Source organism: Lachnoanaerobaculum umeaense, from assembly GCF_003589745.1.
Lineage (GTDB): Bacteria > Bacillota > Clostridia > Lachnospirales > Lachnospiraceae > Lachnoanaerobaculum > Lachnoanaerobaculum umeaense.
In genome coordinates this window covers 1,917,238-1,934,768 of sequence record NZ_CP032364.1, presented here as the reverse complement: position 1 = coordinate 1,934,768, position 17,531 = coordinate 1,917,238, and the positions used below count along the sequence as shown (strand labels likewise).

Genomic DNA, 17,531 nt, shown 5'->3' with positions numbered 1-17,531 from the left:
GAATGTTTATAAAAAATGAAGCGGATAAAGGTGTCGAGCTAATATATGATGTCGGAGGTACTGATAAAATAGATAATGTAAGTATAGGTATAATGCAAAACAATGATATTCCGGGTTTATTTCCGATAGATATAATTACAAATGATAAGAATATAGAGTTTAAGTATAAGGTAGGATTTATAAAAAATATTAATGAATATCTTTGTGAGGAACTTACAAAGGAAGATCTATTAGGTATTTTTGAGAATATCTGTAAAGCTATAAGCTGTATTGAAGAATATATGCTTGGAGAATCACAGATTATTTTAGAAAATGAATATATATTTGTAGAGGATGAAGGAATACGAATGATTCTTTTACCGATACAAAACAGAAGAAATAGTATAAGTATATCAGCATTCTTTAAAAATCTATTGTTGGATATGATGGTAAAAAATGATAAGGCAGCATATTTCGCAGCTGATATAACAAAGCAACTCTCAGACGAAGAAGACTTTTCTTATGATAAATTTTTGCATTTATTATCTGAATTAAAGTATAAAAATCATATTGAAAAACCAAGTGTAAAAAAAGTTGAACTCAAATCAGATCTAAAGGAAAGAAAAGTCAATAACATAGAAGGAATTGTAAAGCCTATGTCTTCAGCACCGGCATATCCCCAATATAATATCAAACAACAAGAAATAAAAAGTATTATTACTCCCGGTATTGACAATGCAATACGAAATATCAATGGAAATCAGGTAAAGGAGGAGAAAAAGAGTATTTTTGGATTTGCAAATTTGTCAAAGAAAAAAGAAATTGAAAATAGTAATCAGACGAGTAACAGCTTTTTGATTCCTGGGAGAGATGATCCCATAAATATAGGTGCAAAAACTACGAAAGAGAAAAAGAAATTTTCTTTATTTGGTAAAAAGAAGGAAAATTCTGCAGTTGAGAATAATATTAAGGCAAATGATTTGAATAGCAGTGGCTTTGCAGAAACTACAGTATTACAAAATTTTTCTAATATGGGCGAAACGACATTGTTGGGATTACAAAAAAGTATAATAAATTCATTCTTGATATGGAAGAGAACCGGGGAGAGAATTGTAATAGATAAGTCTGATTTTAGAATTGGTAGAGAAAAAAATTATGTAGATTTCTGTATAAATGATAATACTTCTGTAGGAAGAAATCATGCAGAGATCATACGAAAAGATGGAGCTTTTTTTATCAGAGATTTGAAGTCGTTAAACTTTACCATGGTGAATGGCGAAAAGATATCACCAAGTCTGGAAGTGGAGCTTTGGGACAATGATATTATCAGTTTGGCAAATGAAGAATTCGAATTTCACATAGGATAATATATGAGTTATGTTTTTGCAGCACAAACTGAGGTTGGATTAAAAAAGAATTGTAATCAAGACAGTATTATTCTAAAAAGAGCAAGATTTAAGGGTGAAGAGGTTTGTATTGGAGTAATCTGTGATGGAATGGGTGGTCTATCTTGTGGAGAATTTGCAAGCAAGAGCATTGTAGAAGCATTTTCTGATTGGTTTACAAATCATTATAGTAATTATGAAAATATCTGGGATGAAAAAAAGATAGGTATTGATCTTGGAAATATTTTGAGTTCTGAAAATGAAGGATTACTATACTATGGGAAAGAGCATGGTATATATCTGGGTACTACTATAACAGCTATTCTCTTGGTAGGAAGAAAATATTTTGTTTGCCATGTAGGAGATACAAGATTATATAAGATATCATCATCTAAAATAAGTAGACTCACAAATGATCATACTGTTATTGCAAAGGAAATAGCAGAAGGAAGGCTAAATGATGTAGATGCAAGAAGAGATCCTAGAAGAAATGTACTTTTGCAATGTATAGGAGCTACAGAAGATGTAGAGCCAGATATGTTTTGCGGTGAAGTGGTCAAAGGTGATATTTTATTACTTTGTAGTGATGGATTTAGACATGAGATATCTGAAAAAGAGATTTTAAACACATTGTTAAAATGTGATAACACAGAGCTAAACAAGGGATTGCGTACATTGATAGATCTAAACCTCAAAAGAAAGGAACATGATAATATTTCAGCAGCTTTGATTAAGATACAGTAATAGGGGAAATATGTTGGAGATTGGCAGCCTTTTAGATGGGAAATATAAAATTTTAAATAAAATCGGTCAGGGCGGTATGAGCATTGTTTATTTGGCAATGAATGAAAAGGCAAATAAACAATGGGCCATAAAGGAGATGAGAAAAGAAAAAAATAAAAACTATGAGATTATGAGACAAAGTCTTATAACTGAAACGAATCTCCTAAAAGAGCTGAAACATCAATACTTACCAAGTATTGCGGATATAATTGAAAATGACGATACAATAATAATTGTAATGGATTATGTAGAGGGTAGACCACTATCTGATATTTTGGCAGAGCAGGGAACCATTGAAGAAGAGAGAGTAGTTGAATATGCTATACAGCTGTGTGATGTACTGGATTATCTGCATTCACAAAAACCACCAATAATATATAGGGATTTGAAGCCTGCAAATATAATGCTAAGACCTGACGGTAAGATAACATTAATAGATTTTGGAACGGCAAGAAGATATAATTATGACAGTGTATCAGACACCACCTGTCTTGGTACACTAGGTTATGCAGCACCGGAGCAGTTTGCCGGTGGAACTCTAAGACAAACTGATGCAAGGACTGATATATACAATCTTGGAGCTACTATGTATCACCTTTTGACCGGAGTAAATCCTTCAGAGCCTCCATATGAGTTATATCCTATTAGAAAATGGGATGAGAGATTATCAAACGGACTTGAAAAGATTATACTTAGAGCTACAAGAAAGGATCCTGAAAAACGATTTAATGATTGCAAGGAAATGTCTTATGCATTACAGCATTTTAGAGATTTAGACGATTCATATATAGTAAGACAAAAACAAAAAATATTACTTTTCGCTACAACTCTTGTTCTGTCAATATCCTGTTTTTCACTGTCTTTTATAGTCAATGGTATGGAGAGAAGAGAAATATCCAAGCTTTATAATAATTATCTGTCAGAAGCAGCTCTAAATATAGCATCTAATAGTGATGAAAACAGTATTGATGGAAATGTTTTGAGTTATTTTCAAGATGCTATAAATATAGCACCACAAAACACAGAAGCATATATAAGGATGTTAGATTATTACTGTTATATGGGACAAACAAGGAATGGGCTGATGGTACTTTCAGCTATGATTGCTTCAGGTGAAGGAGACTTGAATAAAAATGATGACATAATGATGAAAATGGGACAGATATATTTTCTTGGAAATAACAAGGACACAGATTTTGATATTGATTATGGAACTGCTGCGAGATATTTCGATAAAGTGAATACAAAAAAATATCCTCAAGCAAAGTATTATTCCTCCCTTTCAAGATCGTTATCAGAGATAGGTACAGACTGGAAGGTTATAGTCGAGGATATGAATCATGTAGATGAGTATCTAAATACAGAAGTGAATGAGGAAGAAAAAGTAGAGATATATATTACACTTTCAAAGATATATAGAGCTAATGCTTTTGGTATACAAAAGGTAGGTGAACAGCCTTTTGATAAGGCTATGGAGCTTTTACTTAAAGCAGATGAAATATTGAAAAGTCCTTATATAGACAAAGATTTAAAAGAACAATATTTACCGGAAGTATACTTTGGAATGGCTGATGCACATTATAGAAGGGCCAATACCAACTTGGAGGATAATGAAGCCAGAAATGATTTGTATGAAGCTATCTCATACTATGAGCAATATCTAATATTTGAGACATCTTCACAGAATATTCTTTTTGAAAACAGAATAGGTGATATATATAGAACGTTGGGGGAATACGACAGAGCAAAGTCAGAATATGAGGAACTTATAGAAAAGTATCCTATGGATGCTACTGCATATATAAGTTTATCTACAATGTTACTTATGGACATAAAAGATGTAAGTGCTTCCGCTAAAGTCTATAAAGATGCAAGCAAATTACCGGGAATAGAATATAATTCAAATTTTGTTTCATTAAAGAATAAATTACAAAATATTGGAGGTATATAATGCACAAAATATTATATTTTGGTGGGATTTTTACTGGTGGAGGTATGCTGATAATAAGTGTAGTGATATGGTTTGGCTTTGGTATAAAGAAAGCATTTAGAGATATCTTAAGCTATGGTTCAAAGAAAAAATGGTCAGTAGATCAAAGAATGCAAAATAAGACAATGCCACTTAGAAAAACAAATTCCGGAAAATTGATGAGTAGTAGATTAATAAAAAGGACGGCACATACAGACAGTAATATCGAAAATACTGAAGAAACTATTCTTTTAGAGAATTACCATGGTCAGACTCTGGAAAACTATAAGAAGAGCGTTGATTTTGAAATTATTGAAGAGATTAATTTGATTGCGGGAGGTAGATAGTTTTATGAATATTCAAAGTAGGGAAAAAAAGTTAATATCGATACTGATTTGTATATGTTTTATGCTACAAATTATTTTTAGATCTTTTTGTTTTGATGCTATGGCTATTCAGTCAAATACTGTTATAGGATTGATATTTAGGGATAGTAGAGGCTATCATATAAGAAATGTTTCATCATTTCTTGATATAGACGGTACATTGACATTGCCTACACCGATGGATCTTGGAGATACAAATGATGAGAGTTATTCTAATTGGAGTCCAATATTGGTGAAAAATTCTTTTGATAATATCAAAAATGTTATAAGAAATGGCGGAAGTATTGAAATTGAGGATTATGATGTGTCAAATCCGCCTACTCTTGCCACATCATCAGTTGCCACTCCATCAACAGCAACAGCTACAAATTCAATCAGAGAGGACTTGGTAATAAGATCCGGGTTTTTGCCGATTAGCAGTGAGGAGAGTCAAAATACAAGTATCACATTGTATAGAAGTAATGTATATTTTGCTATTGGAAGTAGAGTACATATTGCAAGAGAGGATAGTTTGAATACTATAGCTGATAATATGCAGCAGTTTGTGTCTAAGAACGGGAATAGAAATCAAATATTTTTCTTGGCTGTGCAACCACCTGTAGAAGATACACCGGATCCGGAAATAGTTACCGAAACAACCATGGGATTGAATACACAGATTGAGATAAATGAACAAGAAAGCTTACCGGTTAATTCAAATACAGTTGAAAGCGTGACGGATAATTCAAATATTGTTGAAAGTATGACCACAGATTCAGTTACAGCTGAAAGCATAACTGTTGATTCATATAATGAAGGAAATAGACCCAATAATGGGAATACAGGAACAACTGTAAATAATATCTCAGTTGTAGATGTAGGAATAACTAATACCCAAGATCGTATTACATCAAATACTAATGACATAAGTACTATATCAATCGTAAATGAAGGGGAAAACAGCGGTATAACAGGTCAAGTTTCAATAAACCGTGAAGTAGAACCTCAACGAAATACAAGAACTTATGTTCCCTCAGGCACTGGAAATAACAATAGAAGTGAGAGTACAAGTACTGTTAGCCCAAGAGTAAGTATAAATTCGGATACTTCAAATAATAGAGTAAATGGATTTATAAATACCAGAACTACATCTGTAAATGTAGAGGACAATAATTTTGATGCAAATAATTATTCTGTATTAGTGTATAAGAATATAGGTGGAAAAGAAGTATTATCAGATGTAAATTATTCGTGGAGCTCAAATGGTGAAAATCATAAGGCAAATATTTTATTTGATGATGATGGTGAATATAGAATTTCAGTAGTAAAAAATGGTAAAAATTCATTTGAAGAAAAAGTAAATGTTGACTCTGTAGCACCTTATATCACAATAACCGGAGTAGAAAATCTTACAGCAAATGCAAGAACGGTGTCACCGGTAGTAAGATATAGTGATGTAAACATAGATTTATCTAAGTCAAAAATAAACCTTGAATCTGTTACGGATGGAAAATTTAGAGAACTTATATATAAGGCAAAGAGACAGGATGGAGGCTATATTCTAAAGCTTGATCCTATATATATTGATGACAACTACATTCTGACCGTTACTATATATGATTTGGCAGGTAATGTTACCAGGAAGCAGGTGAATTTCTCCGTAAATAAGAATGGAGCAACGTTTAAATTTAAACCGGAAGAGCTTGTAGGAAAACATACAAATAAAGTATTTACTCCAATCATTGAGGTTTGGAATACTGATGAAATATCTATAGTATCAGCTACGATAAATGGAACTGATGAGCCTTATGATTTTGTAGATGGCGAGTTGAGATTTCTAAAAACTGTTGATAAAGACGGCAAATATATTTTTAATCTTGAAGTAATAGATACTGCAGGAAATAAGTCTACTATGAAGCCGGTAGAGGTCATTTATGATGCTACAAAGCCTGTAAATATAATTTTGGGAGTAGAAGATGGTAAGAGCTATGAAGGTAGTGTAAATATTATCTTAAGTACAGAGCTTCCTGGAGATTTTATAGATTCAGTTTGGCTTAATGACAGACTTTTAAGTAAAAGAGAGTATACTGTAAATCAAGATGGAAAGGCTACTCTCAATGTTGCTATTGAAGGTAAGCATAGCATAAAGGTGCAGGCAAAGGATCAGGCAGGTAATTTAAGTGATATTGTTGAGGTAAACTTTGATATAAAAGCTCCAAATAAGAAACTATTATCTACCGGATATATTCCGCTGGCAGTGATAACGCTTGGACTTGCACTTGGTCTGGGTATAGCTTTTATGTACAAAAAGCGTAGAGAAGAAGAATAGAATGAATATATTTTAAGCGGCCACAATATTGTGGTCGTCTTTGGGTTGACGATAATAAAATATATTTATTGAAAAAGATATATACTTATGCTAAAATAGTTTCGCATAAAGCTTGTTGTCGCAGTATCGACATAGAAGGAGAATGTATATGAAGCATGTTGTTACATTAAATGAGAAAACTCTTAAAGAGAGCCTAAAGCGTGGTGGTTGTGGCGAGTGCCAGACTTCTTGTCAGTCAGCTTGCAAGACATCTTGCACAGTTGGAAATCAGGGCTGTGAAAATCCTAACAGATAAGACGCTTGTATCAAAACCCCCTTTGCGGTCTTTGACTGTTGAGGGGGCTTTTCGTGTTGTAATAGAAAGAGGAATAATTTGTTACATCAATATAAGAATAATGGATATAATATAGTATTGGATGTGAATTCAGGTTCTGTTCATGTAGTGGATGAGCTGCTGTATGATGCAATGGAGATTGTAGAAAAGCTTATAGGAGAGCTTGATTCACCGATAAAGCTAGATAGCGAAACAAAGACCGGTTTGAAGTCGGCTTTGGAGGGCAAATACAGTGATGAGGAAATAGATGAAGCTATAGCTGACATACAGGAGCTTATAGATGCAGAGGAGCTTTATACAAAGGATACTTATGAACTGTATATAAATGACTTTAAAGAGAGGGAAACAGTAGTAAAAGCACTCTGCCTTCATATCGCCCATGATTGTAACCTAGCTTGTAAGTATTGTTTTGCTGAAGAGGGAGAATATCATGGAAGAAGGGCTTTAATGAGCTATGATGTCGGCAAGAGAGCATTGGATTTTCTTGTGGCCAATTCAGGAAACAGAAGAAACTTGGAAGTAGACTTCTTTGGTGGCGAGCCGCTTATGAATTGGCAGGTGGTAAAAGACCTGGTAAAGTATGGAAGAAGCTTGGAAGAAACTAATAATAAAAAGTTCAGATTTACTATCACAACAAATGGTATGCTTCTAAATGATGAAGTTATGGATTTTTGTAATAAAGAAATGTCAAATGTTGTACTCAGTCTGGATGGTAGAAAAGAAGTGAATGATGCTATGCGTCCTACAAGAGGAGGCAAGGGCAGCTATGATGTTATAGTACCGAAGTTCTTAAAATTTGCCGAGTCAAGAGGTACTAAGGACTACTATATCAGAGGTACTTTTACAAGAAATAATTTAGAATTTTCTAATGATGTATTGCATTTTGCAGATCTTGGATTTAAACAGACCAGTATGGAGCCTGTTGTAGGTGAGGAAAGTGAAACCTATGCAATTAGAGAAGAGGATATTCCAAAGATTATGGAGGAATATGATAAACTTGCTGTTGAATATATTAAAAGAAAGAAAGAAGGAAGAGGATTTAACTTTTTCCATTTCAATATAGATTTAACTCAGGGACCTTGTGTTGCAAAGAGACTTTCGGGTTGTGGCTCAGGAACAGAATACCTTGCGGTAACACCTTGGGGAGATTTATATCCATGTCATCAGTTTGTAGGTAAAGAGGAGTTTTTACTTGGAAATGTGTTTGATGGACTGGAGAGAAAAGACATTAGTAATGAGTTTAAGTTATGCAATGTTTATGCAAAACCAAAGTGTAAGGATTGCTATGCAAGATTTTATTGTAGTGGAGGCTGTGCGGCAAATTCCTATAGCTTTCATGGCTCTATTACAGATACTTATGATACCGGTTGCGAACTTCAAAAAAAGAGAATTGAGTGTGCAATAATGATAAAAGCAGCGTTAGCTGGGTAAAATAGGAGAAGATAATGGAGAACAATAAGCAAAAGGGCTTAGCCTCTCTATTTATCACATTTGTGGTTTTGGTATTTTTAGGTTTCCTTGTCTACAATGTGTTGACAGGAGGCAATAGTAAAAGTGCTGATAGTTTGGCACAATCTACTGAGACAGCTGTGACAAAACTAGGACTTGATTTGGCAGATGGTGTAAGTATTACTTATCAGACAGTGGATCCAAATCCATCAGATGAGGATATGGCAGATACTATCTATAAGTTACAACAGAGAGTTCAAAACTATTCAACAGAGGCAGAAGTTTACAGAGAGGGTGACAATAGAATAAATATTGATATCCCGGGTGTATCAGATGCCAATGCCATACTTGACGAACTTGGAAAACCGGGTTCATTGATCTTTGTAGATCCACAGAGAAATACTGTACTTACAGGTGATCAGGTGGCAACAGCAAAGGCAGGTATTATAGATAATAATGGCAATAGTGAGTATGTAGTATCACTTACATTTACTGAAGAAGGATCAAAGGCATTTGCAGAGGCAACTGCAAGACTTATAGGTCAGAGGATTGCCATTATGTATGACAATATAATTTATTCAAATCCTACAGTGCAAACTGCAATAACAGGTGGTACAGCACAGATTACAGGTATGACATCTTATGATGAGGCAGAAAAACTTGCATCCAATATTCATATAGGTTCACTTTCACTGGAGCTTGAAGAACTTAGAAGTCAGAGGTGGAAAAGGAAGCTATGATGTAATAGTACCTAAGTTTTTAAAATTTGCTGAGTCAAGAGGCACTAAGGGATTACAATTTGTAGGTAAAGAGGAGTTTTTACTTGGAAATGTGTTTGATGGACTGAAGAGAAAAGACATTAGTAATGAGTTTAAGCTATGCAATGTTTATGCAAAAACAAAGTGCAAGGATTGCTATGCAAGATTTTATTGTAGTGGAGGATGTGCGGCAAATTCCTATAGCTTTCATGGCTCTATTACAGATACTTATGATATCGGTTGCGAACTTCAAAAAAAGAGAATTGAGTGTGCAATAATGATAAAAGCAGCATTAGCTGGGTAAAATAGGAGAAGATAATGAAGGACAATAAGCAAAAGGGCTTAGCCTCTCTATTTATCACATTTGTGGTTTTGGTATTTTTGGGCTTCCTTGCCTACAATGTGTTGACAGGAGGCAATAGTAAAAGTGCTGATAGTTTGGCACAATCTACTGAGACAAGTGTAGATGCTTCTGCATCAAGTGAGGCAATTGAGAGTTCATCAGTTGATGAAAGTAGTGGTGAAACATCAGTGGATGAGAGTACTATATCTGATGAGACAGCTGAAGAGAGTGGTAAAACTTCCAAAATAAGTACAGGAAAGATAAAACTAGGACTCGATTTGGCAGGTGGTGTAAGTATTACTTATCAGACAGTGAATCCAAATCCATCAGATGAGGATATGGCAGATACTATCTACAAGTTACAACAGAGAGTTCAAAACTATTCAACAGAGGCAGAAGTTTACAGAGAGGGTGACAATAGAATAAATATTGATATCCCGGGTGTATCAGATGCCAATGCCATACTTGACGAACTTGGAAAACCGGGTTCATTGATATTTGTAGATCCACAGGGAAATACTGTGCTTACAGGCGATCAGGTAGCAACTGCTAAGGCCGGTATTATAGATAATAATGGAAATAGTGAATATGTAGTATCTCTTACATTTACAGAAGAAGGTTCAAAAGCATTTGCTGATGCAACTTCAAGACTGATAGGTCAAAGGATTGCTATTATATATGACAATATAATTTATTCAAATCCTACAGTGCAAACTGCAATAACAGGTGGTACAGCACAGATTACAGGAATGACTTCATATGATGAGGCGAAGAATCTTGCATCTACTATTCGTATAGGTTCACTTTCACTTGAGTTGGAAGAGCTTAGGAGTAATGTGGTAGGAGCAAAGCTTGGACAGGAAGCTATATCTACAAGTATGAAGGCTGCTATAGCCGGATTTGTTGTATTGGCTATATTTATGATTGCAATATTCCTACTTCCAGGTGTTGCATCAGTGATTGCACTTGCGCTCTATGTAATACTTGAGATTTTACTCTTGTCAGCATTTGAGATAACACTTACATTGCCAGGTATAGCAGGTATTATCTTGTCAATAGGTATGGCAGTGGATGCAAATGTTATTATCTTTACAAGAATAAAAGAAGAAATTGGTCTTGGAAAGAGTGTATATGAGTCCATAAATACCGGATTTAAGAAGGCATTATCGGCTATTATTGACGGAAATGTTACTACACTTATAGCGGCAGCAGTGCTGTATCTGCGTGGTTCAGGTACAGTAAAAGGCTTTGCACAGACCCTTGCACTCGGTATTATGCTGTCTATGTTTACAGCATTGTTTGTAACAAGATTTGTATTAAAGTCTTTCTATAATGTGGGACTTGATAATGAAAAGTTGTATGGAAAGAAGCTTGCTCGTAAATCTTATGATTTTGTAGGAATGAAAAAGTTTACTCTTGCTATAGCCGGAGTTGTAATAGCAATAGGTATTATATTTATTGGAGTTAACAAGGTTAAAACCGATAATTTCTTTAACTATGGCTTAGATTTTAAGGGTGGAACATCAACTAATGTTACATTTGATAAGGACTATAGTTTAGATGAGATTTCAAAGGAAATCGTACCGGTTGTAGAATCTATAACAGGTGAGGCAGGTACTCAGACTCAGAAAGTACAGGGTACGAATGAAGTAATTATAAAGACCAGATCTCTGAATTTGGAAGAGAGGGAGAAACTCAATGCCGCACTTGTGGAAAAATTCGGTGTAGATGCAGAGAAGATTACTGCAGAGTCTATATCAGGTGCAGTCAGTGCAGAGATGAAGTCAGATGCTGTGATTGCAACAGTGTTGGCTACCATATTGATGCTTATTTATATTTGGGTTAGATTTAGAGATTTCAGATTTGCAGCAGGTTCAGTGCTTGCACTTATACATGATGTGTTTGTAGTTATAACATTCTATGCTGTTTTGCGTTGGAGTGTGGGTTCAACATTTATCGCATGTATACTAACTATACTTGGTTATTCAATAAATGCTACAATAGTTATATTTGATAGAATAAGAGAGAATAAGGTATTACTTCCAAGAGCTACTAAGGAAGAGATAATCAATACCAGCGTTACTGAGACTTTGACAAGAAGTATCTATTCATCACTTACTACATTTATAATGATTTTCATATTGTTCTTGATGGGAGTATCTTCTATCAGAGAATTTGCATTGCCTATTATGGTTGGAATAGTAGCAGGTACATACTCTTCAGTATTCCTCTCCAGTATCTTCTGGTATATGCTTAGCAATAAGTTTGATAAGAAAATAGAAGAGAAAAAAGCTGAAAATGCAAAGAAGAACAAGAAGACCAAAAAGGTTGAAACAAAAAAAGACAGCAATGGAGCTGTAGTTTAGGTATTTTATGAAATATGAAATAAAGGCTGTGGATAAAAGAGCAAAGAGTGCTACTATGGAAACTGTTCATGGCACTGTTGAGACACCGCTCTTTATGAATGTCGGTACTGTTGCTGCTATAAAGGGAGCAGTATCGACTGATGATCTGAAGGAAATAGGATGTCAAATTGAACTTTCAAACACGTATCACCTGCATGTAAGGACGGGCGATAAGCTTATAAAAGAGTTTGGTGGTTTGCATGAATTTATGAATTGGGATCGACCTATACTGACAGACTCCGGGGGTTTCCAGGTGTTTTCACTTGCAAAGCTTAGGAAAATCAAGGAAGAGGGGGTTGCTTTCAACTCTCACATTGATGGTAGAAAGATTTTTATGGGACCTGAGGAGAGTATGCAGATACAGTCAAATCTGGGTTCCACTATAGCTATGGCATTTGATGAATGCCCACCTGCACTTGCAGAAAGAAAGTACATAGAGGATTCGGTGGCACGTACTACCAGATGGCTCCTAAGATGTAAGACAGAGATGGACAGACTCAATTCATTGGAGGACACTATCAATAAGGAGCAGCTTCTCTTTGGAATAAATCAGGGTGGTGTTATTGATGATATAAGAATTTCACATGCCAAGGCTATAAGTGAAATAAATCTTGATGGATATGCTATAGGAGGTCTGGCAGTTGGTGAGAGTCATGAAGAGATGTATCATATCTTAGATGTGACAGTTGAGCATCTGCCAAAGGATAAGCCGACATATCTGATGGGTGTAGGAACTCCTATAAATATACTTGAAGCAGTGGATAGAGGTGTAGATTTCTTCGACTGTGTTTATCCAAGTAGAAATGGTAGACATGGCCATTTGTATACAAATTATGGTAAATTAAATCTTTTTAATAAGAAATATGAGTTGGATAAGAGACCTATAGAAGAGGGGTGTAAATGTCCGGCTTGTAGATCATATTCCAGGGGATATATAAGACATCTCTTAAAAGCTAATGAAATGCTTGGTATGCGACTTTGCGTATTGCACAATCTATATTTCTATAATACAATGATGAGTGAGATTCGCACAGCTATACGCGAAAACAGATATACAGAATATAAAAATAACAAAATAAGAACTATGCTTGAAGGTTCTAAATAGGAGGACTATGAATATTTTGGCAAATGCGAATGCAGGTGGTGGTATTGGAGTAGGTGCGATTTTAATGTATGTAGTGTTTATAGGAGCTATATTTTACTTTATGGCCTATAGACCTAATAAAAAAGAAAAGACTAAACAGGCTGAATTGTTTGCCAGCTTAGAGGTTGGTGATACAGTAGAGACTGCATCAGGTTTTTACGGTGTATTGATTGATATTACAGATGATACTGTGATAGTCGAGTTTGGAAACAATAAAAACTGTCGTATTCCAATGAGAAAAGATGCTATTGTAAAAAACGAGAAAAATGAGTAAACTCTAAGCACATCTTCGGATGTGCTTTTTTTGGAAAGGTGGATATGGATAGTTATATAGTACTGGATTTGGAATGGAATCAAAGTCCAAATGGTAGAGAATATAGTAATAAAGATCTTCCCTTTGAAATAATAGAAATAGGAGCGATAAAGCTTGACTCAAATCTTCATGTTGTAGATGAGTTTCACAGAGTAATAAAGCCCACAGTATATAAGAAGATGCATTTTAAGGTTCATGAGGTAGTGCAAATAGGCATTGGGGAGCTGAAGAAAAAAGGAGTTCCTTTTGTAGAGGCAATACATGATTTTTTTGACTTTTGTGAGATGAATGATATTGAGAAAAAAAAGATATTGTGCACCTGGGGTAATCTTGACCTGGTAGAACTTCAAAGAAATATGAAATTTTATGAGGTGGAAAATGTTTTTGAATATCCATTGTTTTATTATGATGTTCAAAAACTTTTTAATATTAGATATCCAAATGGTGAACAGGATCGCATACCACTTGAGAGAGCTGTAAATATGCTAAAAATAGAAACAAAAAGGCCATTTCATCATGCCCTTGAAGATGCTCTTTATACAGCAAAGATAATGCAAAAGATGGATTTTGATTCAGTAAGAGAATATTATTCATTGGATTATTATCGTGTACCTAGAAATAGTGAAGAAGAGATATATTTGCATTTTTCTGGTTATTCAAAGTTTGTATCCACTCTGTTTCCTACAAAAGAGGATGCTATAGCGGATAAGCACAATTCTGATTTGATTTGTGATAGATGCAATAGAATGTTAAAGAAAAAGGTGAGATGGTTTTCTACAAATCAAAGAAATTATTATTGCATAGGGCTTTGTCCGGAACATGGATATGTAAGGGGTAAGATTAGAGTGAGAAAAAATGGTGAAGAGTACTATGTTATAAAGACCACAAAGGTAGTAGATACAGCGATATATGAGGAAGTTAAGGAAAAGTACGAGGAAAGCAAGAAAAAGAAACTTATTAGAAATAAAAAGAAGCATTTAAATGATTTGGGAGAAATGTAATTGAAGCAGGAGATAAAGGAAACTATTGTAAAAAAAATAGAAAAAAAAGATCTCAAAGAATTATATCAAGACAGTGATATCAAGCTGGCAGCAGATATAATAAAAAATGGAGGTCTTGTGGCTTTTCCTACAGAAACTGTATATGGTCTTGGAGCAAATGCCTTGATGGAGGAAGCTGCGAAAAAGATATATGCTGCAAAGGGTAGACCAAGTGATAATCCTTTGATTGTACATATTTCAAAGGTAGAAGATGTTTGGCATATTGCAAAGAGAATTCCACATATATTTTATGAATTGGCAAAAAAGTTTTGGCCAGGGCCTATGACCTTGGTTTTAAAAAAGAAGGAAATTGTACCGGATGCTACCAGTGGAGGCTTAGATACGGTGGCAATCAGACTGCCTGAGAATAATATAGCAAGATCCTTGATAGAGGTAGCCGGAGTACCTGTAGCAGCACCAAGTGCAAATACTTCAGGTAGACCTTCGCCAACTAGAGCATCTCATGTATTTGAGGATATGAATGGAAGAATAGATATGATAATAGACGGTGGGGCTGTTGGAATAGGTGTAGAGTCTACTATAGTGGATCTGACAGGAGATATTCCAACATTGTTAAGACCGGGTGCGATAACTTTGGAGATGCTTATAGAGATTTGTGGTGAGGTAGAAGTAGACCCGGCTATAGAGAATTTGCTCTCAAATAGTGAGGCACCAAAGGCTCCGGGCATGAAATATAAGCATTATGCACCAAAGGCTGATATGAGACTGATTAAAGGCAATGAGAATGATGTTTTAGATTATTTAAGGTCAAAAATTAAAAAGGCGGATCATGGGATTGCAATACTTACCATAGATGAACATTTGAAGGTTTTGCATTCGGAAGGTAAGAATAATAATATAAAGATTTTGAGTCTTGGAAGTATAATGGATATGGAGAGCATTGCCCATAATCTTTTTGATGTGCTTAGACAATGTGATGAACTTGGAGTTAGTGAAATTATATCAGAGTCGTTTGATGAAAGTGGCATAGGCAGAGCGATAATGAACAGGCTAAAAAAGGCTGCCGGCTTTAATATAATAGATGTTTAGGTGAATTATGAGTGAGAAAAGAGAAGATTATATAAATTGGGATGAATATTTTATAGGTGTGGCAAAGCTTAGTGCAAGAAGATCAAAAGATCCAAACACTCAAGTGGGAGCCTGTATAGTAAGTGAAGATAATAAAATACTTTCTATGGGATATAATGGATTTCCAAGAGGATGTTCGGATGAAGAATTCCCATGGGGCAAGGAGCTGGAAGCTACTGATCCATATAATGCAAAGTATCTTTATTCCACACATAGTGAATTGAATGCCATATTAAATTATAGAGGCGGTTCTTTGGAAGGTAGCAAGATATATGTAACCCTATTCCCATGTAATGAGTGTGCCAAAGCAATAATACAGGCCGGAATAAAAACTATAATATATGAAGAAGACAAATACGCTGATAGCCCTTCGGTAAGAGCTAGTAAAAGAATGCTAAATGCTGCAGGAGTAAGATACTATGAATATCAGCCAAGTGGAAGGAAAATAGAGATAATGGTATGATGAATAAACGACTTGAGAGAATATTAGCTAAGCTAGATGCAACATATGGTACAGAAAAAATTATATATCTAGAGTATAATACTCCCTGGCAGCTTCTATTTGCCACCATACTTAGTGCACAATGTACAGATGCCAGAGTAAATATGGTGACAAGAGACTTGTATAAAAAGTATGATAGCTTAGAAAAGTTTGCGGATGCAAGCTTGTCTGAAATGGAGAAAGATATACATTCAATAGGATTTTATCACAATAAAGCGAAGAATTTGATCGCCTGTGCCAGAAAGCTTTTAACAGATTTTGGAGGTGAGGTCCCAAGTAGTCTTGATGATCTTTTGACCTTGCCCGGAGTAGGTAGAAAGACAGCGAATGTTATCAGAGGCAATATATTTAATATACCAAGTATAGTGGTAGATACTCATGTTAAGAGAATTACTAAAAAATTGGGCTTTACAGAGAGTGATGACCCTGTAAAGATAGAGTTTGAACTTATGGAGATACTTCCAAAGGATCATTGGATAGTTTGGAATACAGATTTGATAACTCTTGGAAGAACTATATGTATTGCAAGAAGAGAAAAATGTGATATATGCTTTTTAAGAGAGGATTGTCCAAGTGCCAAAGTATGAGTATTTCAAATTATATAACTATTGATCTTGAAACTACAGGTATAAAGCTTGGCAGGGATAAGATAATAGAGGTAGGACTCTTAAAAATAAAAGATGCTCATATAGTAGACACTTTTTCATGTCTAATAAATCCACAAATGCATATAGATGAAAAGATTTTGGAACTTACAGGTATAAAGAAAAGTGAACTTGAAAGAGCAAATGAAATACATGATGTGATAGGTAATATAGTGGATTTTTGTGAGGACTACGATTTATTAGGGCATAATACGATTTTTGACTACAGTTTTATAAAAAGAGATGCAAAAAGAGTGGGCATAGATTTTGAAAAAAGAGGTTTTGATACATATAAGCTGTGCAAGAAGATATTGCCTGCAGATATAAAAAAAAATCTAACTGATGCCTGTTGTTACTTTGGTATAGAAAGAAAAAATGCACATAGAGCTTTTAGTGATGCTTATTACACTCATAGACTATTTAGAGAGATTCTGGAAAGTCATAACAGTTTGGATATAGAACCTGAGGATATGAGAGTAAAACTTAAAAAATTCATTCCGATTAGAAAAAGAACTAAAGAGGACTTGCAGAAATTACTAAATTGTCATAGAATTGGTTGCAAGGTAAATATTGACCTGCTTTCAGAATCTGAGGCTAAGAGAATGATGGATAAAATCAAGTCCGGAAGCAGGGATTTTGCTCTATAAAGCGTAAATACTCCGGCTTATCAAGCTGAAAAGATTTCACTAAGGTTACGCAA

Annotated in this window: 15 protein-coding genes and 2 pseudogenes; all 17 read left to right on the top strand. The window is 34.7% G+C overall.

The window, feature by feature from the left end; translation table 11 throughout:
* Positions 1 to 2 precede the first annotated feature (2 nt).
* The 17 genes and pseudogenes from D4A81_RS08770 (at position 3) to D4A81_RS08690 (ending at position 17,478) form a co-directional block, all read left to right on the top strand.
* The gene (locus tag D4A81_RS08770; RefSeq protein ID WP_111524634.1) at positions 3 to 1,346 is read left to right on the top strand and encodes a DUF6382 domain-containing protein; all 1,344 of its coding nucleotides are present in this window, start codon (positions 3 to 5) and stop codon (positions 1,344 to 1,346) included.
* A 3-nt stretch (positions 1,347 to 1,349) separates the two neighbouring features.
* A complete protein-coding gene (locus D4A81_RS08765; protein ID WP_111524635.1) occupies positions 1,350 to 2,108 on the top strand; it encodes a PP2C family protein-serine/threonine phosphatase in 759 nt (252 codons plus the stop codon).
* Between the two features lie 10 nt (positions 2,109 to 2,118).
* Complete coding sequence (locus D4A81_RS08760; RefSeq protein WP_111524636.1) at positions 2,119 to 4,098, top strand: serine/threonine-protein kinase; 1,980 nt, start codon at positions 2,119 to 2,121, stop codon at positions 4,096 to 4,098.
* Positions 4,098 to 4,463 carry a hypothetical protein gene (locus D4A81_RS08755; protein ID WP_111524637.1) on the top strand — a complete coding sequence of 122 codons (366 nt, stop codon included), beginning with the start codon at positions 4,098 to 4,100 and terminating at the stop codon, positions 4,461 to 4,463. Before D4A81_RS08760 ends, D4A81_RS08755 begins: the two co-directional genes overlap by 1 nt.
* Before the next feature lie 4 nt (positions 4,464 to 4,467).
* Positions 4,468 to 6,810 carry a hypothetical protein gene (locus D4A81_RS08750; protein WP_111524638.1) on the top strand — a complete coding sequence of 781 codons (2,343 nt, stop codon included), beginning with the start codon at positions 4,468 to 4,470 and terminating at the stop codon, positions 6,808 to 6,810.
* A gap of 148 nt (positions 6,811 to 6,958) precedes the next feature.
* Positions 6,959 to 7,105 carry a six-cysteine ranthipeptide SCIFF gene (scfA, locus tag D4A81_RS08745; RefSeq protein WP_007593215.1) on the top strand — a complete coding sequence of 49 codons (147 nt, stop codon included), beginning with the start codon at positions 6,959 to 6,961 and terminating at the stop codon, positions 7,103 to 7,105.
* A 78-nt stretch (positions 7,106 to 7,183) separates the two neighbouring features.
* Positions 7,184 to 8,575, top strand: coding sequence for a thioether cross-link-forming SCIFF peptide maturase (scfB, locus tag D4A81_RS08740; protein WP_111524639.1), 1,392 nt, complete (start codon positions 7,184 to 7,186; stop codon positions 8,573 to 8,575).
* Between the two features lie 14 nt (positions 8,576 to 8,589).
* Positions 8,590 to 9,309 (top strand): annotated as a pseudogene (locus tag D4A81_RS08735) (preprotein translocase subunit SecD); the annotation flags it as partial.
* A gap of 79 nt (positions 9,310 to 9,388) precedes the next feature.
* A pseudogene (locus tag D4A81_RS08730) lies at positions 9,389 to 9,655 on the top strand (SPASM domain-containing protein); the annotation flags it as partial.
* Positions 9,656 to 9,669: 14 nt separating this feature from the next.
* Positions 9,670 to 12,060 (top strand): protein translocase subunit SecD, encoded by a 2,391-nt coding sequence (secD, locus tag D4A81_RS08725; protein WP_119808288.1) that lies wholly within the window; start codon positions 9,670 to 9,672, stop codon positions 12,058 to 12,060.
* 7 nt (positions 12,061 to 12,067) lie between these two features.
* Positions 12,068 to 13,204, top strand: a complete 1,137-nt coding sequence (gene tgt, locus D4A81_RS08720; RefSeq protein ID WP_111524641.1) for a tRNA guanosine(34) transglycosylase Tgt — start codon at positions 12,068 to 12,070, stop codon at positions 13,202 to 13,204.
* Positions 13,205 to 13,211: 7 nt separating this feature from the next.
* Positions 13,212 to 13,517, top strand: a complete 306-nt coding sequence (gene yajC, locus D4A81_RS08715) for a preprotein translocase subunit YajC (protein WP_111524642.1) — start codon at positions 13,212 to 13,214, stop codon at positions 13,515 to 13,517.
* A gap of 44 nt (positions 13,518 to 13,561) precedes the next feature.
* Positions 13,562 to 14,557: a 3'-5' exonuclease gene (locus tag D4A81_RS08710; protein WP_111524643.1), complete on the top strand. Its 996-nt coding sequence runs from the start codon at positions 13,562 to 13,564 to the stop codon at positions 14,555 to 14,557.
* Positions 14,558 to 15,646, top strand: coding sequence for an L-threonylcarbamoyladenylate synthase (locus tag D4A81_RS08705; protein WP_111524644.1), 1,089 nt, complete (start codon positions 14,558 to 14,560; stop codon positions 15,644 to 15,646). It abuts the gene before it with no gap.
* A gap of 7 nt (positions 15,647 to 15,653) precedes the next feature.
* Positions 15,654 to 16,148: a deoxycytidylate deaminase gene (locus tag D4A81_RS08700; RefSeq protein WP_111524645.1), complete on the top strand. Its 495-nt coding sequence runs from the start codon at positions 15,654 to 15,656 to the stop codon at positions 16,146 to 16,148.
* Positions 16,145 to 16,774 (top strand): endonuclease III, encoded by a 630-nt coding sequence (nth, locus tag D4A81_RS08695; RefSeq protein ID WP_111524646.1) that lies wholly within the window; start codon positions 16,145 to 16,147, stop codon positions 16,772 to 16,774. The genes D4A81_RS08700 and nth overlap by 4 nt, the downstream gene beginning before the upstream one ends.
* The gene (locus D4A81_RS08690; protein ID WP_111524647.1) at positions 16,771 to 17,478 is read left to right on the top strand and encodes a 3'-5' exonuclease; all 708 of its coding nucleotides are present in this window, start codon (positions 16,771 to 16,773) and stop codon (positions 17,476 to 17,478) included. Before nth ends, D4A81_RS08690 begins: the two co-directional genes overlap by 4 nt.
* The last annotated feature ends 53 nt before the right edge of the window (positions 17,479 to 17,531 follow it).